This is a genomic window from Pseudomonas sp. 10S4, assembly GCF_034344865.1.
Lineage (GTDB): Bacteria > Pseudomonadota > Gammaproteobacteria > Pseudomonadales > Pseudomonadaceae > Aquipseudomonas.
This window is the reverse complement of sequence record NZ_CP133774.1, coordinates 3,015,304-3,040,500: the sequence shown is the minus strand read 5'-3', so window position 1 is coordinate 3,040,500 and position 25,197 is coordinate 3,015,304. Positions and strand designations below refer to the sequence as shown.

Below are 25,197 nucleotides of genomic sequence, written 5' to 3'. Positions count from 1 at the left end.
TTTAGCCTCCATTGATCATCCCGCTACGCCGCGCCCGGTTCTTGCATTACACTGGCCGGCGTATATTCCTTAACCAATTGATGAGATGACCGTGCTCAAAGCACTCAAAAAAATGTTCGGTAAGAGCGAGGCTGAGCAGCTCGCGCCAGTCGCCAGCGCTCCGTCTCACACACCCAGCCACCGCACCGACGGTCATCAGCCTGGCAGGACCGCAGCCGCAGCGGCACCGAAACACGAGCCGGTGACCACACCGACCGCCCCACCTGTCGAGGCCATCGCCGTAGAGCAACCGCTCATCGAAGCCCCGAAACCTGTTAAACCGCGTCGCGAACCGAAGCCCAAGGCACCGGTTATTCCCTGGAAACTCGAAGACTTCGCCGTCGAGCCCATGGAAGGCAAAACCCGCTTCCACGATTTCAAACTCGCTCCTGAACTGATGCACGCCATCCAGGACCTCGGGTTCCCGTACTGCACGCCGATCCAGGCGCAAGTCCTCGGCTTCACCCTGGCCGGCAAAGACGCCATCGGTCGCGCCCAGACCGGCACCGGCAAAACCGCCGCGTTCCTGATTTCGATCATCACGCAACTGCTGGAAACCCCGCCGCCCAAAGAACGCTACATGGGTGAACCGCGGGCGCTGATCATCGCGCCGACCCGCGAACTGGTGGTGCAGATCGCCAAGGACGCCGCCGACCTGACCAAGTACACCGGCCTCAACGTCATGACGTTTGTTGGCGGCATGGACTTCGACAAGCAGCTCAAGCACCTCGAAGCCCGTCACTGCGACATCCTCGTGGCTACGCCGGGCCGTCTGCTGGACTTTAACCAGCGCGGCGACGTGCACCTGGACATGGTCGAAGTCATGGTCCTGGACGAAGCCGACCGGATGCTCGACATGGGTTTCATCCCACAAGTGCGTCAGATCATTCGCCAGACCCCGCCGAAGAACGAGCGTCAGACACTGCTGTTCTCCGCGACCTTCACCGAAGACGTGATGAACCTGGCCAAGCAATGGACCACCGAACCGTCGATCGTCGAGATCGAAGCGCAGAACGTGGCCAGCGAAAACGTCGAGCAACACATCTACGCCGTAGCCGGTGCCGACAAGTACAAGCTGCTCTACAACCTGGTCACCGACAACGGTTGGGAGCGGGTGATGGTCTTCGCCAATCGCAAGGATGAAGTGCGGCGCATCGAAGAACGCCTGGTGCGCGACGGCGTCAACGCCGCGCAACTGTCGGGCGATGTGCCACAGCACAAACGGATCAAGACCCTGGAAGGTTTCCGCGAAGGCAAGATCCGCGTACTGGTAGCCACCGATGTTGCCGGTCGCGGCATCCACATCGACGGCATCAGTCACGTGATCAACTTTACCCTTCCGGAAGTCCCGGACGACTACGTGCACCGCATCGGTCGTACCGGTCGCGCGGGTGCCGATGGTGTATCCATCAGCTTCGCCGGTGAAGACGACTCCTACCAGCTACCGTCCATCGAGGCGTTGCTGGGTAAAAAAATCAGCTGTGAAACGCCACCGACGCATCTACTGCGGGCGGTTGAGCGCAAACGTCCGTAAATCGGAACGTAGTGAAAGAGGCGCAGCCGGCAACGGACTGCGCTTTTTTTCGCCTGGCTTTTTTCAACAGGAGCTTGCTCGAGACGACTAAAAGTCCATAATGGACAAATTAGTTTACTTATCGCTCCCGGAGCCGACCATGCCCAGTACGCCTTATGTGATCACCCAACCCCAGGCCTGCGAGCTATTGGCACAGGTCGACGTGCCGAAGATCCTGCGCAAGCTGTTCCGCGACCTGGCCGCCGGGCAAGCCGTACAACCGGCGCAGCAACTCGTGGAATTTCCTAAAGGTGCCGGCGACTTCATCAATTACCTGGGCGTGCTGGCAGAGGATGGGGTCTACGGGGTCAAGACTTCGCCTTACATCGTGCGCGAACAAGGGCCACTGGTAACGGCGTGGACGTTGTTGATGTCGATGCAAACCGGCCAACCATTGATGCTTTGCGATGCCGCCGAGCTGACCACCGCCCGCACCGCCGCGACCACGGCCGTGGCGGTCGATGCCCTCGCCCTGCTGAAGGCCCAACGCCTGGCCATTATCGGCAGCGGCAAGGTGGCCCAGGCGCACTTGCACTACGTCAAGGACCTGCGCGACTGGCAGAGCATTAGCCTGTACTCACCCGGCCTGAACGAACTGGCTCCCGAAGCCTTGGCACAACTCAAAGGACTCGACTCGCGCCTGACCCTGGTCGACAGTCGTGAAGCGGCCATTCATGACGCCGATGTGATCATGCTCTGCACCTCCTCCGCCGGCCCGGTGATTGATCCGTCGACACTGACCAAACCGGCGCTGATCACCTCGATCAGCACCAACGCCCCCCGCGCCCACGAAGTACCGCCCCAGAGCCTCAATGACATGCAGGTGTTCTGCGACTATCGTCAGACCACCCCGGGCTCGGCCGGTGAAATGCTGATAGCCGGCGAACAACATGGCTGGGACAAAAGCGCGATTGTTGGCGACCTGCCCGAGCTGCTCAGCGACAGGGTCCTGCGCCCAGGCTATGACCGTCATGTGTTCTTCCGCTCCATCGGTCTGGGCCTGGAAGACATCGCGCTGGCCAATGCGATCTACCAACTAAACCGCTAACCCCCCGCTCCATGTAGGAGCAGCCTCGTTTCACTCGTCAGCTCCTACATAGGGATCACCACAATTTCAGCATTTACGCCCTTTCAGGAGAGGTTCATGAGCCAGGCAGATTTCATCATTATCGGCGGCGGGATCGCCGGCGCTTCCACCGGTTTCTGGCTGTCGCAGCACGGGCGAGTCATCGTGCTGGAACGTGAATCCCATCCGGCCTATCACTCCACCGGACGCTCCGCGGCGCTGTACACCGCCGCTTACGGCACGCCCCAAGTGCGCGCGCTGACCCAGGCCAGCCGCGACTTCTTCGACGCCCCGCCTGCAGGTTTCTGCGAGCACCCGCTGCTGACCCCGCGCGGCGAGATGACCGTGGACTTTACCGGCGACCCGGCCGAACTGAACAATCAATACTTGAGCGCCAAAGCCACGGTGCCGGAGATGCAACTGCTCAGCGCCGATGAAGCTTGCGCGCGTCTGCCAATCCTGCGCCGGGAAAAAGTCCATGGCGCGATCTACGACCCGACCGCCAGCGACATTGATACCGACGCCTTGCATCAGGGATACCTGCGTGGCATTCGCCGCAACAAAAGTGAAGTCCACACCGACAGCGAAGTGCTGCGCCTGACCCGTGATGCTGAAGGGCTGTGGCACGTGCAAACCAACGGTCAGACCTTCAGTGCACCTATCATCATCAATGCCGCGGGCGCCTGGGCCGATAAAATCGGCACGCTGGCCGGCGCCACGTCGCTGGGTTTGCAACCGAAGCGCCGTGCGGCGTTTATCTTCGCCGGCCCCGAAGGTGTGGACATCCACCATTGGCCAATGCTGGTGGCCCTCGACGAATCCTTCTATATGAAGCCCGATGCCGGCATGTTCCTCGGCTCGCCCGCCAACGCCGACCCGGTGGAACCGCATGACGTACAGCCCGAAGAGCTGGACATCGCCATGGGTATCTACCAAATCGAAGAAGCCACCACCCTGACCATCCGCCGTCCGACCCGCACTTGGGCTGGTCTGCGCAGTTTCGTGCGTGATGGTGATTTGTTGTCTGGCTTCGATCCCAAGGTGCCAGGACTGTTCTGGGTCGCCGCGCAGGGCGGCTATGGCATCCAGACCTCGCCGGCCATGGGCCAGGCCAGCGCTGCACTTGTTCGCGGTGAAGACTTGCCCGAGCAACTCAGCCGTTTCGGCCTGGACGCCGCGATGCTCTCCCCTGCGCGCCTGGGTTGAGTTTCGGACTTGGGTGACGTGTCGACGCGATTGCGGCAAACTTCCAGCGCCCTTTTTGATAGGGCGCTGACGTTGCCTGGAGCTCCCTGTATGAACGCCCCCGAAAAAGACCCGGCCCTGGACAACTACCGGGCGATTGCCGACGCGATCGCCACCCTGTTCTTTCCGCACGCCGAGGTCGTACTGCACGATCTGCGCACGCAAAAATCGACTACATCGCCAACAACCTGTCGAAACGGGAAATCGGCGATGACGCGGCGCTGGAGGACATGCTCAGCGAGGATGTCAGCGAACGAAACATCGGGCCGTACGAAAAACTCAATTGGGATGGCCAGAAGATTCGCAGCCTCAGCAGTGTACTGCGCGACAGCGAAGGTCATCCGCTGGCAGTGCTGTGCATCAATCTGAATATTTCGCTGTTCGAGAATGCCAAGGCTGCGCTGGATTTGTTCCTGTCGCCGACCAAGTTGATTCCGCAACCGGACTCACTGTTTCGCGATGACTGGCAGGAACGGATCAACACCTTCCTGCATGCCTGGCTACGCGAACGTCAGTTGAGCCTGAATGTGCTGAGCCGCGACCACAAACGCGAGCTGGTACTGGCGCTGCACGCCGAAGGGGCTTTCAAGGGCAAAAGCGCCTCCAACTATGTGGCCAATGTGCTGAACATGGGGCGGGCGACTGTGTACAAGCATTTGAAGGAATTGAAGGGTTAGGCATTTGGATGTGTGTTGTTTGATCGGGCCTCTTCGCGAGCAAGCCCGCGCCCACATTGGAATGCATTTCCCTGTGGGGGCGGGCTTGCTCGCGAAGCCGGCTGATCAGTCGCCGTAGATATCGGACTTGAAGTACTTGTCAGAAATCTTCTGATATTCACCACTCGCGCGAATCCCATCGATGGCAGTGTTCAGCTCACTGACCAACTCGGCATTACCCTTGCGCACCGCAATCCCGGCGCCTTCGCCCACGTACTTCGGATCCTTCAACTCCGGCCCGACAAACGCATAGCCTTTACCACGCGGCATCGACAGGAAGTCACTCAGCGGGATGGTGTCGGCAAAAATCGCATCAAGACGACCGGCCGCCAGGTCCATGTAGATTTCTTCGTTGTTACCGTAGCGCTTGACGTTAATGCCCTTCGGCTCGAACACCTCAGTGGCGTAACGGTCGGTGGTGGTGGCGCGCTGCACACCAATAGTCTTGCCCTTCAGGCTCGCGTACTGGTCATCGACCACCGCGCCATCCTTCATCACCAGGCGCGATGAAGTGAAGTAGTACTTGTGGGTGAAGTCCACGGACTTCTTGCGGTCTTCATTGATGGTCATCGACGACAGCGCCATGTCGATTTTCTTCACCTTCAGGGAAGGAATCAGACCGTCGAATTCACCCTCGACCCAGGTGCACTTGACCTTCATCTGCGCGCACAGGGCATTGCCGATGTCGTAGTCGAAACCGACGATTTCGCCTTTGTCGGTTTTGGACGCGAACGGTGGATACGCCGCTTCAATGCCGATGCGCAGGGTTTTCTCGGCAGCGAACACAGTGCTGCACGCCAACAGGCTCAGGGCCACACCGGTGATGAGGGGGAATTTCTTCATGTTCGTTCTCTCGCGGGTTGTTGTTGGTTTGGCAAGACAGAAGAAAGAGCAGAAACGGGGGAAACGCCTTTTTTGTACTTATAATTCCATACTGGACTTTTATGTATAAATCGTCAATCGGGTGCGCTCAGATCGGCCGCGCCTTTGATCGGGAGGTGAGCCTGGGGGATTTGGGGGTTGCTGATGGCCTCTTCGCGAGCAAGCCCGCTCCCACATTGGAATGCGTTTCCCTGTGGGAGCGGGCTTGCTCGCGAAGGCGGACTGACAGCCAACAAAGAAACAACTGACCGCTTAATTCTTCCAGCGATCCGCCGCCGCATGATCGCTGTCCCGCCCTTCCACCCAACGCGGGCCGTCGCTGGTGTTTTCTTTCTTCCAGAATGGCGCGCGGGTTTTCAGGTAGTCCATCACGAACGCGCAGGCATCGAATGCAGCCTGACGATGGGCACTGGCGGCTCCAACGAAGACGATCGGCTCACCCGGTTCCAGGGCGCCGATGCGGTGCAGCACTTCAAGCTTGAGCAGCGGCCAGCGCTGCTCGGCCTCGACGGCAATTTTGCCCAAGGCCTTTTCGGTCATGCCCGGATAGTGCTCGAGAAACATCCCGGCAACGTCGAGCCCGTCATTGAAGTCGCGCACGTAGCCGACAAAACTCACCACCGCGCCGACGCCGACATTGGCGGCGTGCATGGCGTTGACTTCAGCGCCCGGATCGAACGCCGTGGACTGCACGCGAATCGCCATGATCAGCCCCCGGTCACGGTCGGAAAGAACGCCACTTCATCACCCTCGACCACCGGCTCGTCGAGCTGACAGAGGTCTTCGTTGCGGGCGCACATCAGGTTTTGCTCGCTCAGTACCTCGGCACCGTCGCGCTGGACCAGCAACGCACGCACGTCATCCACCGTGGCGAAATCGCCTTCAACCTCGACCAAGTCCACGCCCAGCGCTTCACGGTATCGGGCGAAAAACTTCACCGTAAGCTTCATGACGGGTCTGCCTGGAAATGGCCGCTCTTGCCGCCGACCTTCTCCAGCAACCGCACGCTTTCAATGGTCATGCCGCGGTCCACAGCCTTGCACATGTCATAGATGGTCAGTGCCGCGACACTGGCAGCGGTCAGGGCTTCCATCTCGACGCCGGTCTGCCCGGACAACTTGCAACGCGCAACGATGCGCACGGTGTCGTCGCCTTCGGCACTGAGTTCGACCTTGACGCCGGTCAGCATCAACGGATGGCACAGGGGAATCAGGTCGCTGGTTTTCTTCGCCGCCTGAATGCCGGCAATGCGCGCCACGGCGAACACATCACCTTTTGGGTGACCACCGCTGACGATCATTTGCAGGGTTTCGGGCAGCATGCGCACCAGCGCTTGGGCCGTCGCTTCACGGAACGTCACGGCTTTTTCAGTGACGTCGACCATGTTGGCGCGACCTTGGGAATCGAGATGAGTCAGCACAGGGTTACTCCTGATCAGGAGCGTCGATTGTAAACCTGCGGGTCAAATTTTCGCACGCTTGATTATTGGACCACCGCAATCCTCCTGTGGGAGCGGGCTTGCTCGCGAAGGCGTCGTGTCAGCCAATATCAATGTGACTGACACACCGCTTTCGCGAGCAAGCCCGCTCCCACATTGGGTTTTGTGTCGGGCACAAAAAACCGGGCGACCCGTGAAGGCCGCCCGGTTCGGGTGAAGCGGTTACAAATGCGTTTCGGCGTATTCGGCCAGGATCGAACGTGGCACCCCTTGCAGGGTGATGTGTACACCGTTAGGGAAATCCTTGAAGCGTTCAGTCAGGTACGTAAGCCCGGAGCTGGTCGCGGACAGGTAAGGGGTGTCGATCTGTGCCAGGTTGCCCAGGCACACCACTTTGGAACCGGCACCGGCACGGGTGATGATGGTTTTCATCTGGTGCGGTGTCAGGTTCTGACATTCATCGATCAAAATCAGACTCTGCTGGAAGCTGCGGCCCCGAATGTAGTTGAGGGATTTGAACTGCAACGGCACTTTGCTGAGGATGTAGTCGACGCTGCCATGGGTGTTTTCGTCATCCATGTGCAAGGCTTCGAGGTTGTCGGTGATGGCGCCCAGCCAAGGCTCCATTTTTTCCGCTTCGGTGCCGGGCAGGAAACCGATCTCCTGGTCCAGGCCCTGCACGCTGCGGGTGGCGATGATCCGGCGATAGCGTTTGCTGACCATGGTCTGCTCGATCGCAGCGGCCAGAGCCAGGATGGTTTTACCGGAACCGGCCGCGCCGGATAGATTGACCAGATGGATATCCGGATCGAGCAAGGCGTACAGCGCCAGGCTTTGATAGATGTCGCGCGGTTTCAGGCCCCAGGCCTCCTGGTGCAATAGGGGTTCCTGATGCAGGTCGAGAATCAGCAGACGGTCTTCTTCAATCTCCTTGATCCAGCCGACAAACCCTTGTTCGTCGATGATGAATTCATTGATGTGCACGGCCGGCAGGTTGTCGATCAGCTTCACCTGGTGCCAGGTGCGTCCATGATCCTGACGGGTCTCGACCTTGCTCACGAGGTCCCAAAAGGAGCCGGTCATGTTGTGGTAACCATTGGGCAGCAGCGATACGTCGTCAACCAGTTGATCGGTGCTGTAGTCCTCGGCCGCAATCCCGCAGGCCCGGGCCTTGAGGCGCATGTTGATGTCTTTGGTGACCAGCACCACAGGCAGCTTGGGTTCGCGCGCGTGCAGGTCAATCAACTGGTTGATGATGATGTTGTCGTTCAGGTGCTCGGGCAGAATGATGTTCGGCTCAGCGCGCTTGCTCATCAGAATTGACAGCAAACCCTTGGGCCCACTCTTGCCGCGCTGGATCGGCACACCGAGCTCGACATCCTCGGGGCTGGCATCGCCCAAGGTCTTGTCGATCAGGCGAATTGCCTGACGGCATTCGGCCGCAACGCTGTGATGCCCGCTCTTGAGCTTGTCCAGCTCTTCAAGCACGGTCATCGGGATCGCAACGTGGTGTTCTTCGAAGTTAAGCAGGGCGTTTGGATCGTGAATCAGTACGTTGGTATCGAGTACATAAAGGATTGGCTGGTTGGAGGAAGAACTACGTCCGTGATCATCCATACTCGGTCACCTTTGTGGGAGCCAGTCGACGCAATACCGTGACAGTGCTGCGCCTCGAAGTGGCCACCGAATTCACCTGTTGGGACTCAAGTGAACTGCAAACAAGTAGGGTCTTGGAAGACGCCACCTGTGTTGCAGGTTTCGGCGGTCTGTCTTCGTAATACTCCAAAACCTGTGACAGGAAAAAGCACTTTGACGTTTTTTTGAAGTTTATTTTTCAGAGTGACGAATAGCCCTTGGCGTGCAGGCATTGTGCCGTTAAAGTCGGAAGTCCGCCTGCATCGAAATCTTCTCGAAAATCACCCCGCCCTGCCCTCTGCCCCAATGTTTGCGGGCTTTTTCAGTTTTCAGCGAAACGCACCCTGACAGTCTTCCCAACCGATCCCGCTTTGCGCCGTTTGCGTGATGAGCCAGGGCATCGACGTTTTCACGGCATCCTGCTTCACGTTGAAATTGATCACGCCGTGGCGCCACAGCAACATCAAAGTCAGCAACCGCTGAGCACTCTGGCTGCCCTTGAGCTTGCCGGCACCGTCCTGGGGATCGACGTCCCACAGCGCCACCTGCAAACCCTGCGACTCGAAAAAGCCCTGCGCATCGGAGCGACGCTGACCGTCGGGCGGACGAAACAGCGGCACGTAATTCTCCGGCAGTTTGTTTTTCACCAGTTCGACACTGCGCTTCACCGAGTCCTGCCAGTCTTGCCAATGGCTATGGGAACGGAACTCCCAGCCCTGCACGCCAATGCATTGCTGTGAATACAGCGCTTGCAGGCCAGACACCGAACGCTCGGCCAAACGGGCCTGAATGTCCTTGCCGAGGACGAAGAAGGTGCCGTTCATGTTCGACTTGCGCAGGTACTCGGTCGCCCAGGCCGTATTGTCCGGGACGGCGTTGGCCGCGCTGTCGAAGGTCAGCAAAAACAACCGGTCATGCATCTCGTCGCCGTTGCGCTCATAGTCGCCAAAACGATCGACTTCACTGCTGGTTTGCGGAAACAGCGCGGCCTTGCGCAATTGCTCGTCCAGGTACTGGGCATGGAACAGTCGGCTCGGCTCGGCCCACTTGGTGTAATAGCTGTCATCGCTGACCTGGAACTTGGCAGCTTGCTCGCGCAGGGTCGGTATGTCCTCGACCAGGAAACAGAACGATGCATCCTGATCACAGCTCTGCTGAGCGAAGTTGTAGTTGGCCAGCAGACGCAGCCACATACGTTCACGCAGGCTGTTGACCGAGTCCAGATTGACCGTGCGCAGGCCCAGGCGCTGGGCCAGGCCCGCCTCGTCCAGGGATTCGCTGGCCAGCAGGACGCGGGCGAACATGAGGATTTCAGCCCGTGACGCGACGTCGAACAAGGTCGGGCTGTTGAGTTGTTCTGGCCAGGTGCTGCGATCAAGGGTCGCCACATCGCCCGGCGCCGCCATGGCACCAAAGCTCAATAGCCAGGCCGAGAATAAAAAAACGATACGCAATGGGATGTCTCCATAACAAAACCCGCGCGGCACTATAGCTGATCCAGACCCAACTCCCGCAGCGGCGCGGAACTCATTGTGGCGAGGGAGCTTGCTCCCGCTGGGCTGCGAAGCGGCCCTAAAGGCTGCAGCCCCATCTTTCCAGATAGAACCTGCACATGGATTTTGCGACCGCTTCGCGCTCGAGCGGGAGCAAGCTCCCTCGCCACAAAAGTCCTTATGGCCAAACCACCGATCACCTATGGACTTGATAGCTGGAGTCAACACGGACAACCCCTAGAATCGCCCCCACGATTAAAGGAGACGACTTCATGCTGATGGTGATTTCCCCCGCCAAGACCCTCGATTACGAAACACCGCCGGCCACCCAGCGCTTTACCCAGCCGCAATACCTGGACCACTCCCAGGAACTGATCCTGCAACTGCGTGATCTCACACCAGCGCAGATCAGCGAGCTGATGCACGTCTCCGACAAGATCGGCGGCCTCAATGCCGCGCGTTTCGGCAGCTGGACCCCGGCGTTCACCGCGGAAAATGCCAAGCAGGCACTGCTGGCCTTCAAGGGCGACGTATACACCGGCCTGAACGCCCAGACCTTCAGCGAAGCCGACTTCGATTACGCCCAGCAACATTTGCGCATGCTGTCCGGCCTGTACGGCCTGCTGCGCCCGCTGGACCTGATGATGCCCTATCGGCTGGAGATGGGTACCAAACTGGCGAATGCCCGTGGCAAGGACCTATACGCCTTCTGGGGCACACGGATCAGTGAATGGTTGAACGAAGCGCTGGCCGACCAGGGCGACGACGTGCTGCTGAATCTGGCGTCCAACGAGTACTTCTCGGCGGTCAAACGCAGCGCCTTGAACGCACGCATCATTAATACCGAGTTCAAGGACCTGAAAAACGGCCAGTACAAGATCATCAGCTTCTACGCCAAGAAGGCCCGCGGAATGATGAGCCGTTTTGTCATCGAAGAGCGCATCAACGACCCGGCCGCCCTCAAGCAGTTCGATGTCCAGGGTTATCGCTACAACGCCGAACAGTCCAAACCGGACAACCTGGTATTCCTGCGCGATCACGCGCCGGAGTAATGCACTTATTCGGCGCACGACGCTCGTCGTGCGCCGCCGTCTGATAGTCCAACAATTCCCCCTCCTTTCGCCGACTTATTGGCGCCAGAAAAACACCACACCCTTTCTTAAATTTTATTTCACTCGACAATTGCCATTTTTTTCAGTAGTGGCACCAAATATTTTTATCGATAGTGGCACTTACCCATCTAATTCGATAATAACCCTTTATATAAAGGCCCAAATGGTAAGTGCTATCAATATGAAAGCAGTGCCATCTTTTTCAATATCTCAAGAAATTTCAGAATTCGCGATGGGCGGGCTGGAACTATGTCCAAATGCGTAGCTCATACCACCGGTAACTATTCTCACCGAGCTTGTAAGAGATAACTTACGCAGAGACGAGACTCATGTAGCGAAGTTGTCATATTAACTTCCGCCGCCGAGTCTTTTATTTGGGCAACACATAAAGGACAGGAGATATGCACCATTACTATCCCCTACAAGGCCAAGGCTGCGCCCCAATAAAAATGCTCATTTGAGCATTGAAACGCTTGATTTCACTGGCTAAGCGCCAGGTATCGAGTGCGAAAGACCTTTGCACGAACATCTTCTGAACAGGGGATGGGCGGCATTACAGGGCACACCATAATAATAAGGCCACGTTGCGCACATTTTGAGTGCACCTCTCTATTCATTAGAGCGAGTCACTCAGAACTTAGTATGCCTGCATGCGGCACTGTGGCGCCTGTAAGCCGCACTTTCGAGTGCACTATCACCGCTGAACACCATTAACTCCTGCCATCTAATGGCTTGATCATTACAGAGGTAAATGCGATGCGCATCAGCATATTTGGTTTGGGTTACGTCGGTGCAGTATGTGCCGGTTGCCTGTCTGCACGTGGCCATGACGTCATTGGCGTAGATGTCGCCAAAGACAAGATCGATATGATCAACGCCGGCAAGTCGCCGATCGTTGAACCGGGTTTGGGCGAGCTTCTGACCAAAGGTATCGAGACCGGCCGTCTGCGCGGCACCACCAACTTCGCAGAAGCGATTCGCGACACCGACGTGTCGATGATCTGCGTTGGTACGCCGAGCAAGAAAAATGGTGATCTGGAACTGAACTACATCGAAGCCGTGTGCCGCGAGATCGGTTTTGTCCTGCGTGACAAGACCTCCCGCCACACCATCGTGGTTCGTAGCACCGTACTGCCAGGCACCGTAGCCAACGTAGTGATCCCGATTCTCGAAGACTGCTCCGGCAAGAAAGCAGGCGTCGATTTCGGTGTGGCGGTCAACCCTGAGTTCCTGCGTGAAAGCACCGCGATTGCCGACTACGACCTGCCACCAATGACCGTCATCGGCGAGTTCGACACCGCCAGCGGCGACGTGCTGCAAGCCCTGTACGAAGAGCTCGACGCGCCGATCATCCGCAAGGACATCGCTGTCGCCGAGATGATCAAGTACACCTGCAACGTGTGGCACGCCACCAAGGTGACCTTCGCCAACGAGATCGGCAACATCGCCAAGGCTGTCGGCGTCGATGGTCGTGAAGTGATGGAAGTGGTCTGCCAGGACAAAACCCTGAACCTGTCGCAGTACTACATGCGTCCGGGCTTCGCGTTCGGCGGCTCTTGCCTGCCCAAAGACGTGCGTGCCCTGACCTTCCGCGCCAGTTCCCTGGACGTTGACGCGCCGCTGCTCAATTCGCTGATGCGCAGCAACGTGTCGCAAGTGCAGAACGCCTTCGACATCGTTTCCAGCCACGACAAACGCAAAGTCGCCCTGCTGGGCCTGAGCTTCAAGGCCGGCACCGATGACCTGCGCGAAAGCCCATTGGTGGATCTGGCGGAAATGCTGATCGGCAAGGGTTACGACCTGAGCATCTACGACAGCAACGTCGAATACGCCCGTGTCCACGGCGCGAACAAGGACTACATCGAGTCGAAGATCCCGCACGTCTCGTCCCTGCTCAATTCCGACTTCGACGAAGTGATCAGCAACTCCGACGTGATCATCCTCGGCAACCGTGACGAGAAATTCCGCGCCCTGGCGGAAAAGGCTCCACACGGCAAGCAAGTGGTCGACCTGGTCGGTTTCATGTCTCAAGCCACCAGCGTCACCGATCGCACCGAAGGCATCTGCTGGTAACAAACCGCCCTTTGTAGGAGCCAGGCTTGCCGGCGAACCAGACGACGTGATGTGTCAGGTTCGCCGCCTTCGCGGGCAAGCCTCGCGCCTACAGGTCCGAGGGAACTGATCTGGCTTTTTCGCCTGCCTTAACCCCATCGGGCCACCCAACAGGCTCGCCCGAGATAGAGACGGATGCAGATTATGCACAGGCTAAAGCACGGCCTACTTCAGGCCGCCGGTTGGCTGTTTTACCTAAGTTTATTGATGGGCATCGCCATGGCGTTGCCTGCGTCCACGTTCGACTCCGAGTCGAAGGACTTCATCTTCCTGATTGGTTTCATCGGGATCTGGCGTTACTCGATGGGTGCCACGCATTTTGTGCGCGGCATGATTTTTCTGTACATCGTCTACCCGCACCTGCGGCGCAAAGTGCGCAAGCTGGGTAAAGCGGCAGACCCGTCCCATGTGTACCTGATGGTCACCAGTTTTCGTATCGATGCACTGACCACCGCCCAGGTCTACAGCTCGGTGATTCGCGAAGCGATCGACTGCGGCCTGCCCGCCACCATGGTCTGCTCAATCGTCGAAATGTCCGATGAGTTGCTGGTGAAAAGTCTTTGGGCCCGGATGAACCCGCCGGATCGGGTCAAGCTCGACTTCGTGCGTATTCCCGGCACCGGCAAGCGCGATGGCCTGGCCTACGGTTTCCGCGCCATCTCCCGCCACCTGCCGGACGACCGCGCAGTGGTTGCAGTGATCGATGGCGACACCGTGCTCGCCCCAGGCGTCGTGCTCAAGACCGTGCCGTGGTTCCAGCTGTTCGGCAATGTCGGCGGCCTGACCACCAACGAGTTCTGCGAAGTGCGCGGCGGCTACGTCATGGCTGAATGGCACAAACTGCGGTTCGCCCAGCGCCACATCAACATGTGCTCGATGGCCCTGTCCAAGCGCGTCCTGACCATGACCGGCCGGATGTCGGTATTCCGCGCCACCGTGGTCACCGACCCGGACTTTATCGCCGACGTGGAAAGCGACTCGCTGCAACACTGGCGCCTGGGCCGCTTCAAGTTCCTGACCGGTGATGACAAGTCGAGCTGGTTCAGCCTGATGCGCCTGGGCTACGACACTTTCTACGTACCGGACGCCGCGATCCACACCGTGGAACACCCGCCGGAAAAAAGCTTCATCAAGGCCAGCCGCAAACTGATGTTCCGCTGGTACGGCAACAACCTGCGCCAGAACTCCCGCGCCCTGGGCCTGGGGATGAAACGCCTCGGTCTGTTCACTTCGGTGGTGCTGTTTGACCAACGCGTATCGATGTGGACGTCCTTGCTGGGACTGACCGTGGCGATCATCGCCAGCTTCAAGTCGCGCGGCGCGTTCATCCTCGCTTACCTGCTGTGGATTGGTATCACCCGCCTGATCCTGACCCTGCTGCTGTCGTGCTCCGGTCACCGGATCGGCCCGGCCTACCCGATCATTCTCTATTACAACCAGATCGTCGGCGCGCTGGTGAAGATCTACGTGTTCTTCCGCCTCGACCAACAATCCTGGACTCGCCAGGACACCAAATTGACCCGTGATCTCGCCAGCTTTCAACGTTGGTTCAACACCTGGTCGTCTCGGACCATGACCTTCTCCGCCGGCAGCATTTTTGTCGCCGTGCTGCTGATGATGGTCTGACCGCCCCCTTATTGAATTAGCCAGGAAATAGCCCATATGAATACCGCCGTGAACACCAACGTAGTGCATGAATCCGAAGCCCAGCGCCAACACGCCCGCGTGAAAATCCCGGCCAAGCTGCGCTTTTTCGGGACCACCGGTGCACCGCTCGAAGCGCGGGTCGAAGACCTTTCCGCTGGCGGCCTGTGCTTTAACGCCGGCACCCAGAAAGCCCTGACCGTCGGTGAAGTGCACAAGGCTCGCTTGCAGTTCGTCATCGATAACCTGGGCCTGGCGATGGACGTGGAGTTGCAGATCCGCTCCTACGATCGCCAGACCGGCCGTGCCGGTTGCCAGTTCCAGAACCTGGAAACCCAGGACATCTCGACCCTGCGCCACCTGATCACCTCTCACCTGGCCGGCGACATCGTCAGCATGGGTGAAGTGCTGGCAACGCTGCAGCGCGACAACTTCACCAAGGCGCGCAAGGTCAAGGATGGCGGCCACGGCATGACCCCGTTCGGGCGTCTGCGTGCGGTGACCTTCAGCTTCGCGATCTTCCTCGTGGGTCTCGCGGCGTTCGGTTTTATCTTCAAGTCGGTGTACGGCATGTACTTCGTCAGCCACGCCCAGGCCGGCATCGTCAGCGTACCGGGCATGAACATCACCATGCCGCGCGACGGCACTGTGCAAAGCCTGATCAAAGCTGACGGCGTCGCCGCCAAAGGCGCCCCACTGGCGACCTTCAGCACCAGCATGCTCGATGTCCTCAAGGGCCATCTGGACGAAGAGCAGTTGCAACCGGCCAAGGTTGAAGAACTGTTCGGCAAGCAAATGACCGGCACCCTGACGTCGCCGTGCGATTGCACCGTCGCCCAGCAACTGGTCGCCAACGGTCAGTACGCCAGCAAGGGCGACGTGATCTTCAACCTGGTGCCGCGCAACAGCGAAGCCAACATCGATGCGCGCTTCACCTATCGCCAGTTCGCCGACGTGCGTCCAGGTGCGCCAGTGACCTTCGAAATCGCCGGCGAAGACAAAACCCGCACTGGCAAAATCGTCAGCAGCACCAGCCTGAAAAGCGCCGACCTGTCCTCCGACATCCGCGTACAGATCAAGCCTGACGAGCCGCTGGACACCACCCTCGCCGGTCGCCCGGTGGAAGTGAACAGCGATCGTGGCCCGAACCTGAACTGGCTGATCGACAAAGCCATGGCCGCCGGTCTTTAAGTCGAGGACATGCCTGTGACCATCCAAAAAATCCTGAACACACCGCAGTCCCTGTGGGAGCGGGCTTGCTCGCGAAAGGGTCAACTCGGTTTGTCTGATACACCGCAGCGCCTGCTTCGCGAGCAAGCCCGCTCCCACATGGGCTCTCTGTGTGCCGTGGCATTGGCCGTGAGTCTGGCCGGTTGCGCCGGCCTGCCCGACCAGCGTCTGGCCAACGAAGCCCTCAAGCGCGGCGACACCGCGCTGGCGCAGCAGAATTACCAGCAACTGGCGGCCATGGGTTACACCGAAGCCCAGGTCGGGCTAGCGGATATTCAGGTCGACAGCCGTGACCCGGCCCAAATGAAACTGGCCGAGGCGACGTACCGTGCCGCGGCCGACACCTCGCCCCGCGCCCAGGCTCGCCTGGGTCGTCTGCTGGTGGCCAAGCCCGGCTCGACCGAAGCCGAACAGCACGAAGCCGAAGGCCTGTTGAAAAAGCCTCGGCCAATGGCGAAGGCAACACCCTGATCCCGCTGGCGATGTTGTACCTGCAATATCCCCACAGTTTCCCGAACATCAACGCCCAGCAGCAAATCAGCAAGTGGCGCGCCGAAGGCAAACCGGAAGCGGGCCTGGCCCAGGTGCTGCTCTATCGCACCCAAGGCACTTACGACCAGCACCTGGATGAAGTCGAATCCATCTGCAAAGCCGCGTTGAACACCACCGATGTCTGCTACGTCGAACTGGCCACGGTTTATCAGAAAAAGCCGAGCCAGAGAAACAAGCCGAGCTGATCAAGCAGATGCAAGCCGCTCATGCGCGTGGCACGGTTTCCGCTCAGCGAGTGGACAGCGTGGCCCGCGTACTGGGCGATGCGACCCTCGGCAAGACCGACGAGAAAACCGCGCAGTCGCTGCTCGAAGGCATCGCGCCTGGCTACCCCGCGTCCTGGGTCAGCCTGGCGCAGTTGCTCTACGACTTCCCGGAACTCGGTGACATCGACACGATGATGAAGTACCTGGACAACGGTCGCGCGGCGGATCAACCCCGCGCCGAACTATTGCTGGGCAAGCTCTACTACGAAGGCAAATGGGTGCCGGCGGACGCCAAGGTCGCCGAAGAACATTTCCAGAAAGCCGTCGGCCGCGAAGTCGCCGCCGATTACTACCTCGGCCAGATTTACCGCCGTGGTTACCTGGGCAAAGTCTATTCGCAGAAAGCCCTGGACCACCTGCTGACCGCTGCGCGCAACGGCCAGAACAGCGCCGACTTCGCCATCGCCCAACTGTTTTCCCAAGGCAAGGGCACCAAGCCCAACCCGCTCAACGCTTACGTCTTCAGCCAGTTGGCCAAGGCTCAGGACACCCCGCAAGCCAATGAGCTCGCGACAACATTAGAAGCCCAACTGCCGCCTGCCCAGCTCGCCGAGGCCCAACGCCTGTTGAAACAAGAACAGGCCGTTCGCGGTGCCTCGAGCCAGAACAAGCTGGATTTGCATGCCCTGCAAGAAGAAGACGGCGAGGAATCCCTATGAAGTTGAATCCATTTGTACAGGCCGGTATTGGCCTGACATTCGCCCTGCTGTGGTCGTGTCCGACCCTGGCAGCCATGACCGAAGCCAAGAACTACGGCCTGGAAGTGAAGATCACCGGCCAGTCCGAAGATGACGCCGACCTCGGCACCGCGCCCGGCGGCGACGTCAATGGCATCGGCCTCGACCTGCGTCCATGGGTCTACGGTGAACGCGGTGCGTGGAGCGCCTACGCCATGGGTCAAGCCGTGACGTCCACCGACATCATCGAAACCGACACCCTGCAACAGGCCGACGACGTCAACCAGACCACCAACAGCGGTGATCGCACGTCGAAGAGAAACTACCTGGCCATGCGCGAGTTCTGGGTCGGCTACAGCGGCCTCACGCCTTACCCCGGCGAGATGCTCAAGTTCGGTCGCCAACGCCTGCGCAATGACGACGGCCAATGGCGCGACACCAACATCGAAGCCCTGAACTGGACCTTCGACACCACCCTGTTGCGCGCCAACGCCGGTGTCGCCGAACGCTTCAGCGAATATCGCACCGACTTGAAAGAGCTGGCACCAAAAGACAAGGATCGCCTGCACACCTACGCCGATGCGGCGTACCAGTGGACGCCGGGCAACTGGGTCGGCATTCGCGGTCATCACACCCACGATGACGGCAAGCTCGACTACCCGGAACCGGGCGTAGCCGGCGACTCGCTGGACAAGAAACAGAACGGCGACCTCACCTGGCTTGGCCTCACCGCCGACAGCGACGCCTACAACTGGCGCAACACCAATACGGTTAATTACTGGGGCAGCATCACCGGCATGAGCGGCGACACCGACACGGTCAACGCGCTCAACGCCGATGGCACCCGCCCGGCCGAAGCCAAGCGTGGTGAAGACCTCAATGGCTGGGCCACCGATATCGGCGTGCGCCTGCGCCTCGATCCGCAATGGCAAGTCGGTGCAGCGTATGCCCGCGCCAGCGCCGATTACGAACAGAACGGCCTGGAAAGCAACCGCTCGAACTACACCGGTACTCGCTCGCGGGTTCACCGTTTCGGCGAAGCCTTCCGTGGCGAAATGAACAACATGCAAACCGCAACCCTGTTCGGTTCGTGGATGCTCAACGACGAATACGACGCCAGCCTGATCTACCACAAGTTCTGGCGCGTGGACGGCAACAAACCGGTGGGCAGCAACGGCATCAACGCCGTCCAGAACAACACCGACGACGCCACCGGAGCGATCCTCTCCAGCACCTCGCTGCCTTTGGAAGATGGCAACAAAGACCTCGGTCAGGAAATGGACCTGGTGGTCACCAAGTACTTCAAGCAAGGGCTGTTGCCCGCCGCTTTGAGCCAGTCGATCGATGAGCCTTCGGCCCTGGTGCGTTTCCGCGGCGGCGTGTTCAAGCCCGGCGATGCCTATGGCAAACAAGTTGATTCGTACATGCACCGCGCGTTCATCGACGTGATCTGGCGCTTCTGATGCGAACCGCGAAGGGAGTCCCCGACATGACCCATCCGAAGAGAGGCTCGATCACCTTGCTGGCCGGCGCGATGTTGCTGGCCAGCTCGGTGGCCTTCGCCAATGCGGAACCGGCTGCGCCTTTGCAAAAAGGCCAACCGGCGACCCTGGCCAAGGGCTTGCAGCAAGCCAAGACCTACACCGTCAGCAGCGCACCGACCGCGCCGCTGGACCTGGCCGCACCGAAACTGCCAGACCTGTCCGGCTACACCGCGGAGGCCATTGCCGCAAAAATCGTCCGCACCAAACCGGGCAAGATCAGCGTGCGCCGGATGATGCAAGAAGACGCCTTGAAGGACTTCATCGGCGGCGACAACAAGATGGCCGAGTGGGTGGTGCGTCAGCACGGCATCCCGCAGGCGATCTTCGTCGACGACGGTTACATGAACCTCAAGGACCTGGCCAAGAAAGAGCCGAAGTATTTCAGCGAAACCTCGCCGGGTGTGTTCCTGGCGAAGTTGCCGATCGTGGTCGGCCGCAAGGGCATCCTCGAAATCGATAAGCAAACCCAGGAATTGCGCCTGTCCCAAGAGGCCGGATCGTTCTTGGTCAACGACGGCCAGTTGTTTGTGCGTGATACCAAAATCACTGGGTGGAGCGAGAAAAACAATGGCCCGGCGCTGTTCAAGACGCCGAAGGAATTCCGTCCGTTCCTGCTGTCCTGGGGCGGCACCGAAACCTACATCGCCAACAGCAAGATCGCCAGTTTCGGCTACGCCAACAGTAAGTCCTACGGCGTGAGTATTTCCCAATACACGCCGAACATGGCCAAGGTGCTCAAGCGTCCTGAACCGACTGGCTGGATCGTCGGCTCCGAGTTCTCGGACATGTGGTACGGCTTCTACTGCTACGAAACCCGCGACTTCGTGGTCAAGGGCAACACCTACAAAGACAACATCGTCTACGGCATTGACCCGCATGACCGTTCCCACGGTTTGATCATTGCCGACAACACCGTTCACGGGACCAAGAAGAAGCACGGGATCATCATTTCCCGCGAGGTCAACAACAGCTTCATCTTCAACAACCGCAGCTACGACAACCACCTTTCGGGGCTGGTGATCGACCGTAACAGCGTGAACAACCTGATCGCCTACAACGAGATCTACAAGAACCACACCGACGGCATCACCCTCTACGAGAGTGGCGACAACCTGTTGTGGGGCAACAAGGTGATCAGCAACAAGCGCCACGGCATCCGGATTCGTAACAGCGTGAACATTCGCCTCTACGAAAACCTCGCCCTGGCCAACGGCCTGACCGGTGTCTACGGCCACATCAAGGACCTGAGCGACACCGACCGGGACATCAAGCTCGACCCGTTCGACGCGCAAGTGTCGCTGATCGTGGTCGGCGGCGAACTGGCCGGTAATGGCAGTGGACCGCTGTCCATCGACTCGCCGCTGAGCGTCGAGTTGTATCGCGTGTCCATGCTCGCGCCGACCAAATCCAGCGGCATCAGCTTCAACGGGATTCTTGGCGACCGTCAGGATGAAATTCTCGACCTGCTGGTGCGCCAGCAGAAAGCCGTGCTGATCGACCCTGTCGAACGCCAGACCGAAATGCGGGACTGAGGATAATTTTATGCACCCACACTTGATCAAATTACTCAGCCTGTCGGCCCTGACCGCCGGCATTCTCGCGGCCAGCGCCGGCGCCCGTGCCGACGATGCCGCCGCCAGCGCAACGGCACCGAAGTTCACCGCCGACCCGTGCTGCAACCTGTGCCCGGAAGCCCACGACGCGAAGAACTACACCACCCGTTATCAGCAGAACTTCACCACGCTGGTGCAGGCCCAGGGCGACTGGTTGTTCCGTACGCAAGAAGACTTGCGCACCGAGTTCGACACCTCCCCGGCCGGCTACAAACGCATGAAAGAACTGCACGATGCGTTCAAGAGCAAAGGCGTGGAACTGGTGGTCGTCTACCAGCCGACCCGAGGCCTGGTGAACCGCAACAAACTCAATCCGGAAGACAAGGCCAAGTACGATTTCGACAAGGCCCTGAAGAATTACAAGACCATGCTCGGCCGTTTCGCCGCCATGGGTTATACCGTGCCGGACCTGTCGCCACTGACCAACGAAACGCTGCCCGACACCCTGCCGGCCCACGATTTCTACTTCCGCGGCGACCAACACTGGACGCCGTATGGCGCCCAGCGCACGGCGAAAATCGTCGGTGAGCAAATCAAGAAAATGCCGGCCTTCGCTGACGTGCCGAAACGCGAATTCGAGAGCCATAAGTCGGGTCGCATGGGTAAGACCGGAACATTGCACAACATGGCCGGTCAACTCTGTGGCACCAGCTACGCGATCCAGTACATGGATCAGTTCACCACGGAGCCCAAGGGCGAAGCGGCGGATGGCGATCTGTTCGGTGACTCCGGCAATCCGGAGATCACCCTGGTCGGCACCAGCCACAGTGGCAAGAACTACAACTTCGCCGGTTTCCTCGAAGAGGCCATCGGCGCCGACATCCTCAACGTGGCGTTCCCTGGCGGCGGTCTGGAAGGTTCGATGCTGCAGTACCTGGGCAGCGAAGAGTTCCAGAAAAAACCGCCGAAAATCCTGATCTGGGAATTCTCGCCGCTCTATCGCCTCGACCAGCAAACCATCTACCGCCAGATGATGGCGCTGCTGGACAACGGTTGCGAAGGCAAGGAAACCCAGATGACCGGCAGCACCACACTGAAGCCGGGCAAAAATGAATTGATGGTCAACAGCAAGAACCTGAACCTGCAAAACAGCGGGCATCAGGTCGACATCCAGTTTGCCGACGCGTCGGTGAAAGTCCTGCACGCCACCCTCTGGTACATGAACGGTCGCCACGAGGACATCAAAATCGAAAAACCGGAAACCTCCGACACTGACGGGCGTTTCGCCTTTGAGTTGCGCACCGACGAAGACTGGGCCACGCAGAACTTGCTGGCCGTCGAAGTCCAAGGCCCTGAAGAACCGGGTGCCGCGCCGCAAAAAGTCGAAGCGAAAATCTGCAAACGCAACGTGTTCCCTGGCGCTGAGCAACACACCGCTCAAGCCGGACAATGAGGCTACCTCTTATGACATGCATGCAAACCCGAATGCTGAAAAAGTTACTCGCCCCATCCCTGCTGACGCTGGCGATGTTCGCCGGCGCCACCCAGGCCGCCGCGCCATTGCGCCCGCCACAGGGTTACTTCGCGCCGATTGAAAAGATGAAGACCGGCGACAACAGCGAAGGCTGCGATCCGATGCCGACGCCGTACACCGGCCCGCTGCAATTTCGCAGCAAATACGAAGGTTCCGACAAGGCCCGTTCGACCCTGAACGTGCAGTCGGAAAAAGCCTTCCGTGACACCACGTCCGACATCACCAAACTGGAACGCGGCACCAGCAAGCGCGTGATGCAGTTCATGCGTGACGGTCGCCCGGAACAACTCGAGTGCACGCTCAACTGGTTGACCGCCTGGGCCAAGGCTGATGCGTTGATGTCCAAGGACTTCAACCACACCGGCAAGTCGATGCGCAAATGGGCGTTGGGCAGCATGGCCTCTTCGTACATTCGCCTGAAGTTCTCCGACTCGCATCCGTTGGCCAACCACCAGCAAGAGTCGCAGTTGATCGAAGCCTGGTTCAGCAAAATGGCCGACCAGGTGGTCAGCGATTGGGACAACCTGCCGCTCGACAAAACCAACAACCATTCGTACTGGTCCGCCTGGTCGGTGATGGCAACGTCCATCGCCACCAACCGCCGCGACCTGTTCGACTGGTCGGTGAAGGAATACAAAATCGGCGCCAATCAGATCGACGCCGATGGCTTCCTGCCGAACGAACTCAAGCGCCAGCAACGCGCCCTCTCCTATCACAACTACGCCCTGCCGCCGCTGTCGATGATCGCCAGTTTTGCCTTGGTCAACGGGGTGGATTTGCGTCAGGAAAACAACGGCGCGCTTAAACGCCTGGGGGATCGCGTGCTTTCCGGTGTGAAAGATCCGCAAGAGTTCGAGAAAAAGAACGGCAAGGAACAGGACATGAAAGACCTCAAGGTCGACTCGAAATTCGCCTGGCTCGAACCGTTCTGCTCGCTCTACACCTGCTCGCCGGATGTGCTGGCACAGAAGCACAAGATGCAGCCGTTCAAGACGTTCCGTTTGGGTGGGGATTTGACCAAGGTCTACGACCCGGCCAATGAAAAAGGTAACAAGGGCTCATAAGCCTTAGCACTATCCACTGTGGCGAGGGGGCTTGCCCCCGTTGGGGTGCGCAGCGCCCCCAAAACCCGACAACGCGGTGAAACAGGCAAAACGCGTTGGCCGGTTTACGACTGCTTCGCAGCCGAACGGGGGCAAGCCGCCTCGCCACAGGGTAAGTGTGAGGCCCAGTTTTTTGTGTGATGTGTCCCCCGGCTTTTGGTGGGGGGTTTGGGGGGCCGTTGGCCCTTGACTGTTGGTTAAACATGGAGAGATCGGGATGGTATTTTCGTCCAATGTGTTCCTGTTTTTGTTCTTGCCGATCTTTCTCGGCTTGTACTACCTAAGCGGGATTCGCTATCGCAACTTGCTGCTGCTGATCGCCAGCTACGTGTTCTATGCCTGGTGGCGCGTGGACTTCCTCGCGTTGTTCGCCGCCGTCACGCTATGGAATTACTGGATCGGCCTCAAGGTCGGTGCCGCTGGCGTGCGGACCAAACCGGCCCAGCGCTGGTTGCTCCTGGGCGTGGCCGTCGACTTGTGCATTCTTGGCTACTTCAAGTACGCCAACTTCGGCGTCGACAGCATCAACGCGATGATGACCTCGGTTGGGCTATCGCCGTTCATCCTGACCCACGTGCTGTTGCCGATCGGGATCTCGTTCTACATCTTCGAGTCCATCAGCTACATCATCGACGTCTACCGTGGTGACACCCCGGCGACCCGTAACCTGATCGACTTCGCGGCGTTCGTGGCGATCTTCCCGCACTTGATTGCCGGCCCGGTATTGCGTTTCCGCGACCTCGCCGACCAGTTCAACAACCGCACCCACACCCTCGACAAGTTTTCCGAGGGTTGCACGCGGTTCATGCAGGGTTTCATCAAAAAGGTCTTTATCGCCGACACCCTCGCGGTGGTGGCCGACCATTGCTTCGCCTTGCAAGCCCCGACCACGGGTGATGCCTGGCTCGGCGCCCTGGCCTACACCGCGCAACTGTATTTCGACTTCTCCGGCTACAGCGACATGGCCATCGGCCTGGGCTTGATGATGGGTTTCCGCTTCATGGAAAACTTCAAGCAGCCATACATCAGCCAGTCGATCACCGAGTTCTGGCGGCGCTGGCACATCAGCCTGTCCACCTGGCTGCGTGACTACTTGTACATCACCCTCGGCGGTAACCGTAAAGGTACGTTGATGACCTATCGCAACCTGTTCCTGACCATGCTCCTCGGTGGTCTGTGGCACGGCGCGAACATCACCTACATCGTCTGGGGTGCCTGGCACGGCATGTGGCTGGCGATTGAAAAGGCCCTGGGCCTGAACACCTCGCCGCGCAGCATCAACCCGATCCGCTGGGCGCTGACTTTCCTGCTGGTGGTGATGGGCTGGGTGATCTTCCGCTCGGAAAACCTGCACGTCGCCGGTCGCATGTACGGCGCGATGTTCAGCTTCGGCGAATGGTCACTGTCGGAACTCAACCAGGCCAGCCTCACCGGCCTGCAAGTCGCGACGCTGATCGTGGCTTACATGACCCTGGCGTTCTTCGGCATTCGTGACTTCTACACCAATCGTCCGCCGGAAAAGACCAAGCCTGCCGTGAATGTCGAGGCCGATGGCCCGGCGAGCGCCACGCCTGGAATGATCAAAGCCGTACCGGGCGACAACCCGGCCAGCATCCACGAACCGGGCTACACCGTCGGCGTTGAAGCCACCGTGCAACCGGCTTACTGGACCGCTGACTGGTCGCGCTACGTGATGCGCACGCTGGTACTGGTGTTGTTCATCGCCTCGATTTTCAAACTCTCGGCGCAAAGCTTCTCGCCGTTCCTTTACTTCCAGTTCTGA

At 59.2% G+C, this 25,197-nt stretch carries 19 protein-coding genes and 2 pseudogenes; 15 read left to right on the top strand and 6 right to left on the bottom strand.

What is annotated here, in order from left to right:
- The first annotated feature begins 85 nt into the window (after nucleotides 1–85).
- The 4 genes and pseudogenes from rhlB (at nucleotide 86) to RHM58_RS13930 (ending at nucleotide 4,600) form a co-directional block, all read left to right on the top strand.
- Nucleotides 86–1,573 carry an ATP-dependent RNA helicase RhlB gene (rhlB, locus tag RHM58_RS13945; protein ID WP_201200811.1) on the top strand — a complete coding sequence of 496 codons (1,488 nt, stop codon included), beginning with the start codon at nucleotides 86–88 and terminating at the stop codon, nucleotides 1,571–1,573.
- A 139-nt stretch (nucleotides 1,574–1,712) separates the two neighbouring features.
- Nucleotides 1,713–2,660 carry an ornithine cyclodeaminase family protein gene (locus RHM58_RS13940; RefSeq protein ID WP_322270590.1) on the top strand — a complete coding sequence of 316 codons (948 nt, stop codon included), beginning with the start codon at nucleotides 1,713–1,715 and terminating at the stop codon, nucleotides 2,658–2,660.
- A gap of 96 nt (nucleotides 2,661–2,756) precedes the next feature.
- The gene (locus RHM58_RS13935) at nucleotides 2,757–3,884 is read left to right on the top strand and encodes an NAD(P)/FAD-dependent oxidoreductase (RefSeq protein ID WP_201200807.1); all 1,128 of its coding nucleotides are present in this window, start codon (nucleotides 2,757–2,759) and stop codon (nucleotides 3,882–3,884) included.
- A 90-nt stretch (nucleotides 3,885–3,974) separates the two neighbouring features.
- A pseudogene (locus tag RHM58_RS13930) lies at nucleotides 3,975–4,600 on the top strand (helix-turn-helix transcriptional regulator).
- A gap of 105 nt (nucleotides 4,601–4,705) precedes the next feature.
- Here the strand turns inward: RHM58_RS13930 and RHM58_RS13925 are convergent.
- From RHM58_RS13925 to RHM58_RS13900, 6 genes are all read right to left on the bottom strand, one after another.
- Complete coding sequence (locus RHM58_RS13925) at nucleotides 4,706–5,482, bottom strand: ABC transporter substrate-binding protein (RefSeq protein WP_322270589.1); 777 nt, start codon at nucleotides 5,480–5,482, stop codon at nucleotides 4,706–4,708.
- Between the two features lie 291 nt (nucleotides 5,483–5,773).
- Nucleotides 5,774–6,226 (bottom strand): molybdopterin synthase catalytic subunit MoaE, encoded by a 453-nt coding sequence (moaE, locus tag RHM58_RS13920; RefSeq protein WP_201200803.1) that lies wholly within the window; start codon nucleotides 6,224–6,226, stop codon nucleotides 5,774–5,776.
- A 2-nt stretch (nucleotides 6,227–6,228) separates the two neighbouring features.
- Nucleotides 6,229–6,471, bottom strand: a complete 243-nt coding sequence (locus RHM58_RS13915) for a MoaD/ThiS family protein (RefSeq protein ID WP_201200801.1) — start codon at nucleotides 6,469–6,471, stop codon at nucleotides 6,229–6,231.
- On the bottom strand, nucleotides 6,468–6,941 hold the full coding sequence (gene moaC, locus RHM58_RS13910) for a cyclic pyranopterin monophosphate synthase MoaC (RefSeq protein ID WP_077430837.1): 474 nt from the start codon (nucleotides 6,939–6,941) through the stop codon (nucleotides 6,468–6,470). The genes RHM58_RS13915 and moaC overlap by 4 nt, the downstream gene beginning before the upstream one ends.
- A gap of 240 nt (nucleotides 6,942–7,181) precedes the next feature.
- Nucleotides 7,182–8,576 (bottom strand): PhoH family protein, encoded by a 1,395-nt coding sequence (locus tag RHM58_RS13905; RefSeq protein WP_054049712.1) that lies wholly within the window; start codon nucleotides 8,574–8,576, stop codon nucleotides 7,182–7,184.
- 347 nt (nucleotides 8,577–8,923) lie between these two features.
- A complete protein-coding gene (locus RHM58_RS13900; RefSeq protein WP_322270588.1) occupies nucleotides 8,924–10,048 on the bottom strand; it encodes a polysaccharide deacetylase family protein in 1,125 nt (374 codons plus the stop codon).
- Between the two features lie 311 nt (nucleotides 10,049–10,359).
- Between RHM58_RS13900 and yaaA the strand changes: the two genes are divergently transcribed.
- The 11 genes and pseudogenes from yaaA to RHM58_RS13845 all read left to right on the top strand — a co-directional run bounded on the left by yaaA (nucleotide 10,360) and on the right by RHM58_RS13845 (nucleotide 25,197).
- On the top strand, nucleotides 10,360–11,139 hold the full coding sequence (gene yaaA / locus RHM58_RS13895; protein WP_322270587.1) for a peroxide stress protein YaaA: 780 nt from the start codon (nucleotides 10,360–10,362) through the stop codon (nucleotides 11,137–11,139).
- Nucleotides 11,140–11,167: 28 nt separating this feature from the next.
- Complete coding sequence (locus RHM58_RS13890; RefSeq protein ID WP_322270586.1) at nucleotides 11,168–11,464, top strand: hypothetical protein; 297 nt, start codon at nucleotides 11,168–11,170, stop codon at nucleotides 11,462–11,464.
- A gap of 491 nt (nucleotides 11,465–11,955) precedes the next feature.
- Nucleotides 11,956–13,272, top strand: coding sequence for a nucleotide sugar dehydrogenase (locus RHM58_RS13885; RefSeq protein ID WP_201255853.1), 1,317 nt, complete (start codon nucleotides 11,956–11,958; stop codon nucleotides 13,270–13,272).
- Nucleotides 13,273–13,455: 183 nt separating this feature from the next.
- Nucleotides 13,456–14,937: a mannuronan synthase gene (alg8, locus tag RHM58_RS13880; protein WP_416195309.1), complete on the top strand. Its 1,482-nt coding sequence runs from the start codon at nucleotides 13,456–13,458 to the stop codon at nucleotides 14,935–14,937.
- 36 nt (nucleotides 14,938–14,973) lie between these two features.
- Nucleotides 14,974–16,146, top strand: a complete 1,173-nt coding sequence (locus RHM58_RS13875; protein WP_201200786.1) for an alginate biosynthesis protein Alg44 — start codon at nucleotides 14,974–14,976, stop codon at nucleotides 16,144–16,146.
- 138 nt (nucleotides 16,147–16,284) lie between these two features.
- Nucleotides 16,285–17,662, top strand: a pseudogene (gene algK, locus RHM58_RS13870) (alginate biosynthesis TPR repeat lipoprotein AlgK).
- Entirely contained in the window at nucleotides 17,659–19,143 is a 1,485-nt protein-coding gene (locus RHM58_RS13865; RefSeq protein ID WP_201200777.1) for an alginate export family protein, read from the top strand. Before algK ends, RHM58_RS13865 begins: the two are co-directional and overlap by 4 nt.
- Nucleotides 19,144–19,169: 26 nt before the next feature.
- Entirely contained in the window at nucleotides 19,170–20,756 is a 1,587-nt protein-coding gene (algG, locus tag RHM58_RS13860; RefSeq protein WP_322270585.1) for a mannuronan 5-epimerase AlgG, read from the top strand.
- Nucleotides 20,757–20,766: 10 nt separating this feature from the next.
- Nucleotides 20,767–22,230, top strand: a complete 1,464-nt coding sequence (locus RHM58_RS13855; RefSeq protein ID WP_322270584.1) for an alginate O-acetyltransferase — start codon at nucleotides 20,767–20,769, stop codon at nucleotides 22,228–22,230.
- A gap of 11 nt (nucleotides 22,231–22,241) precedes the next feature.
- Nucleotides 22,242–23,375, top strand: coding sequence for a mannuronate-specific alginate lyase (locus RHM58_RS13850; protein ID WP_201200771.1), 1,134 nt, complete (start codon nucleotides 22,242–22,244; stop codon nucleotides 23,373–23,375).
- Between the two features lie 256 nt (nucleotides 23,376–23,631).
- Nucleotides 23,632–25,197: an MBOAT family O-acyltransferase gene (locus tag RHM58_RS13845; protein ID WP_201200769.1), complete on the top strand. Its 1,566-nt coding sequence runs from the start codon at nucleotides 23,632–23,634 to the stop codon at nucleotides 25,195–25,197.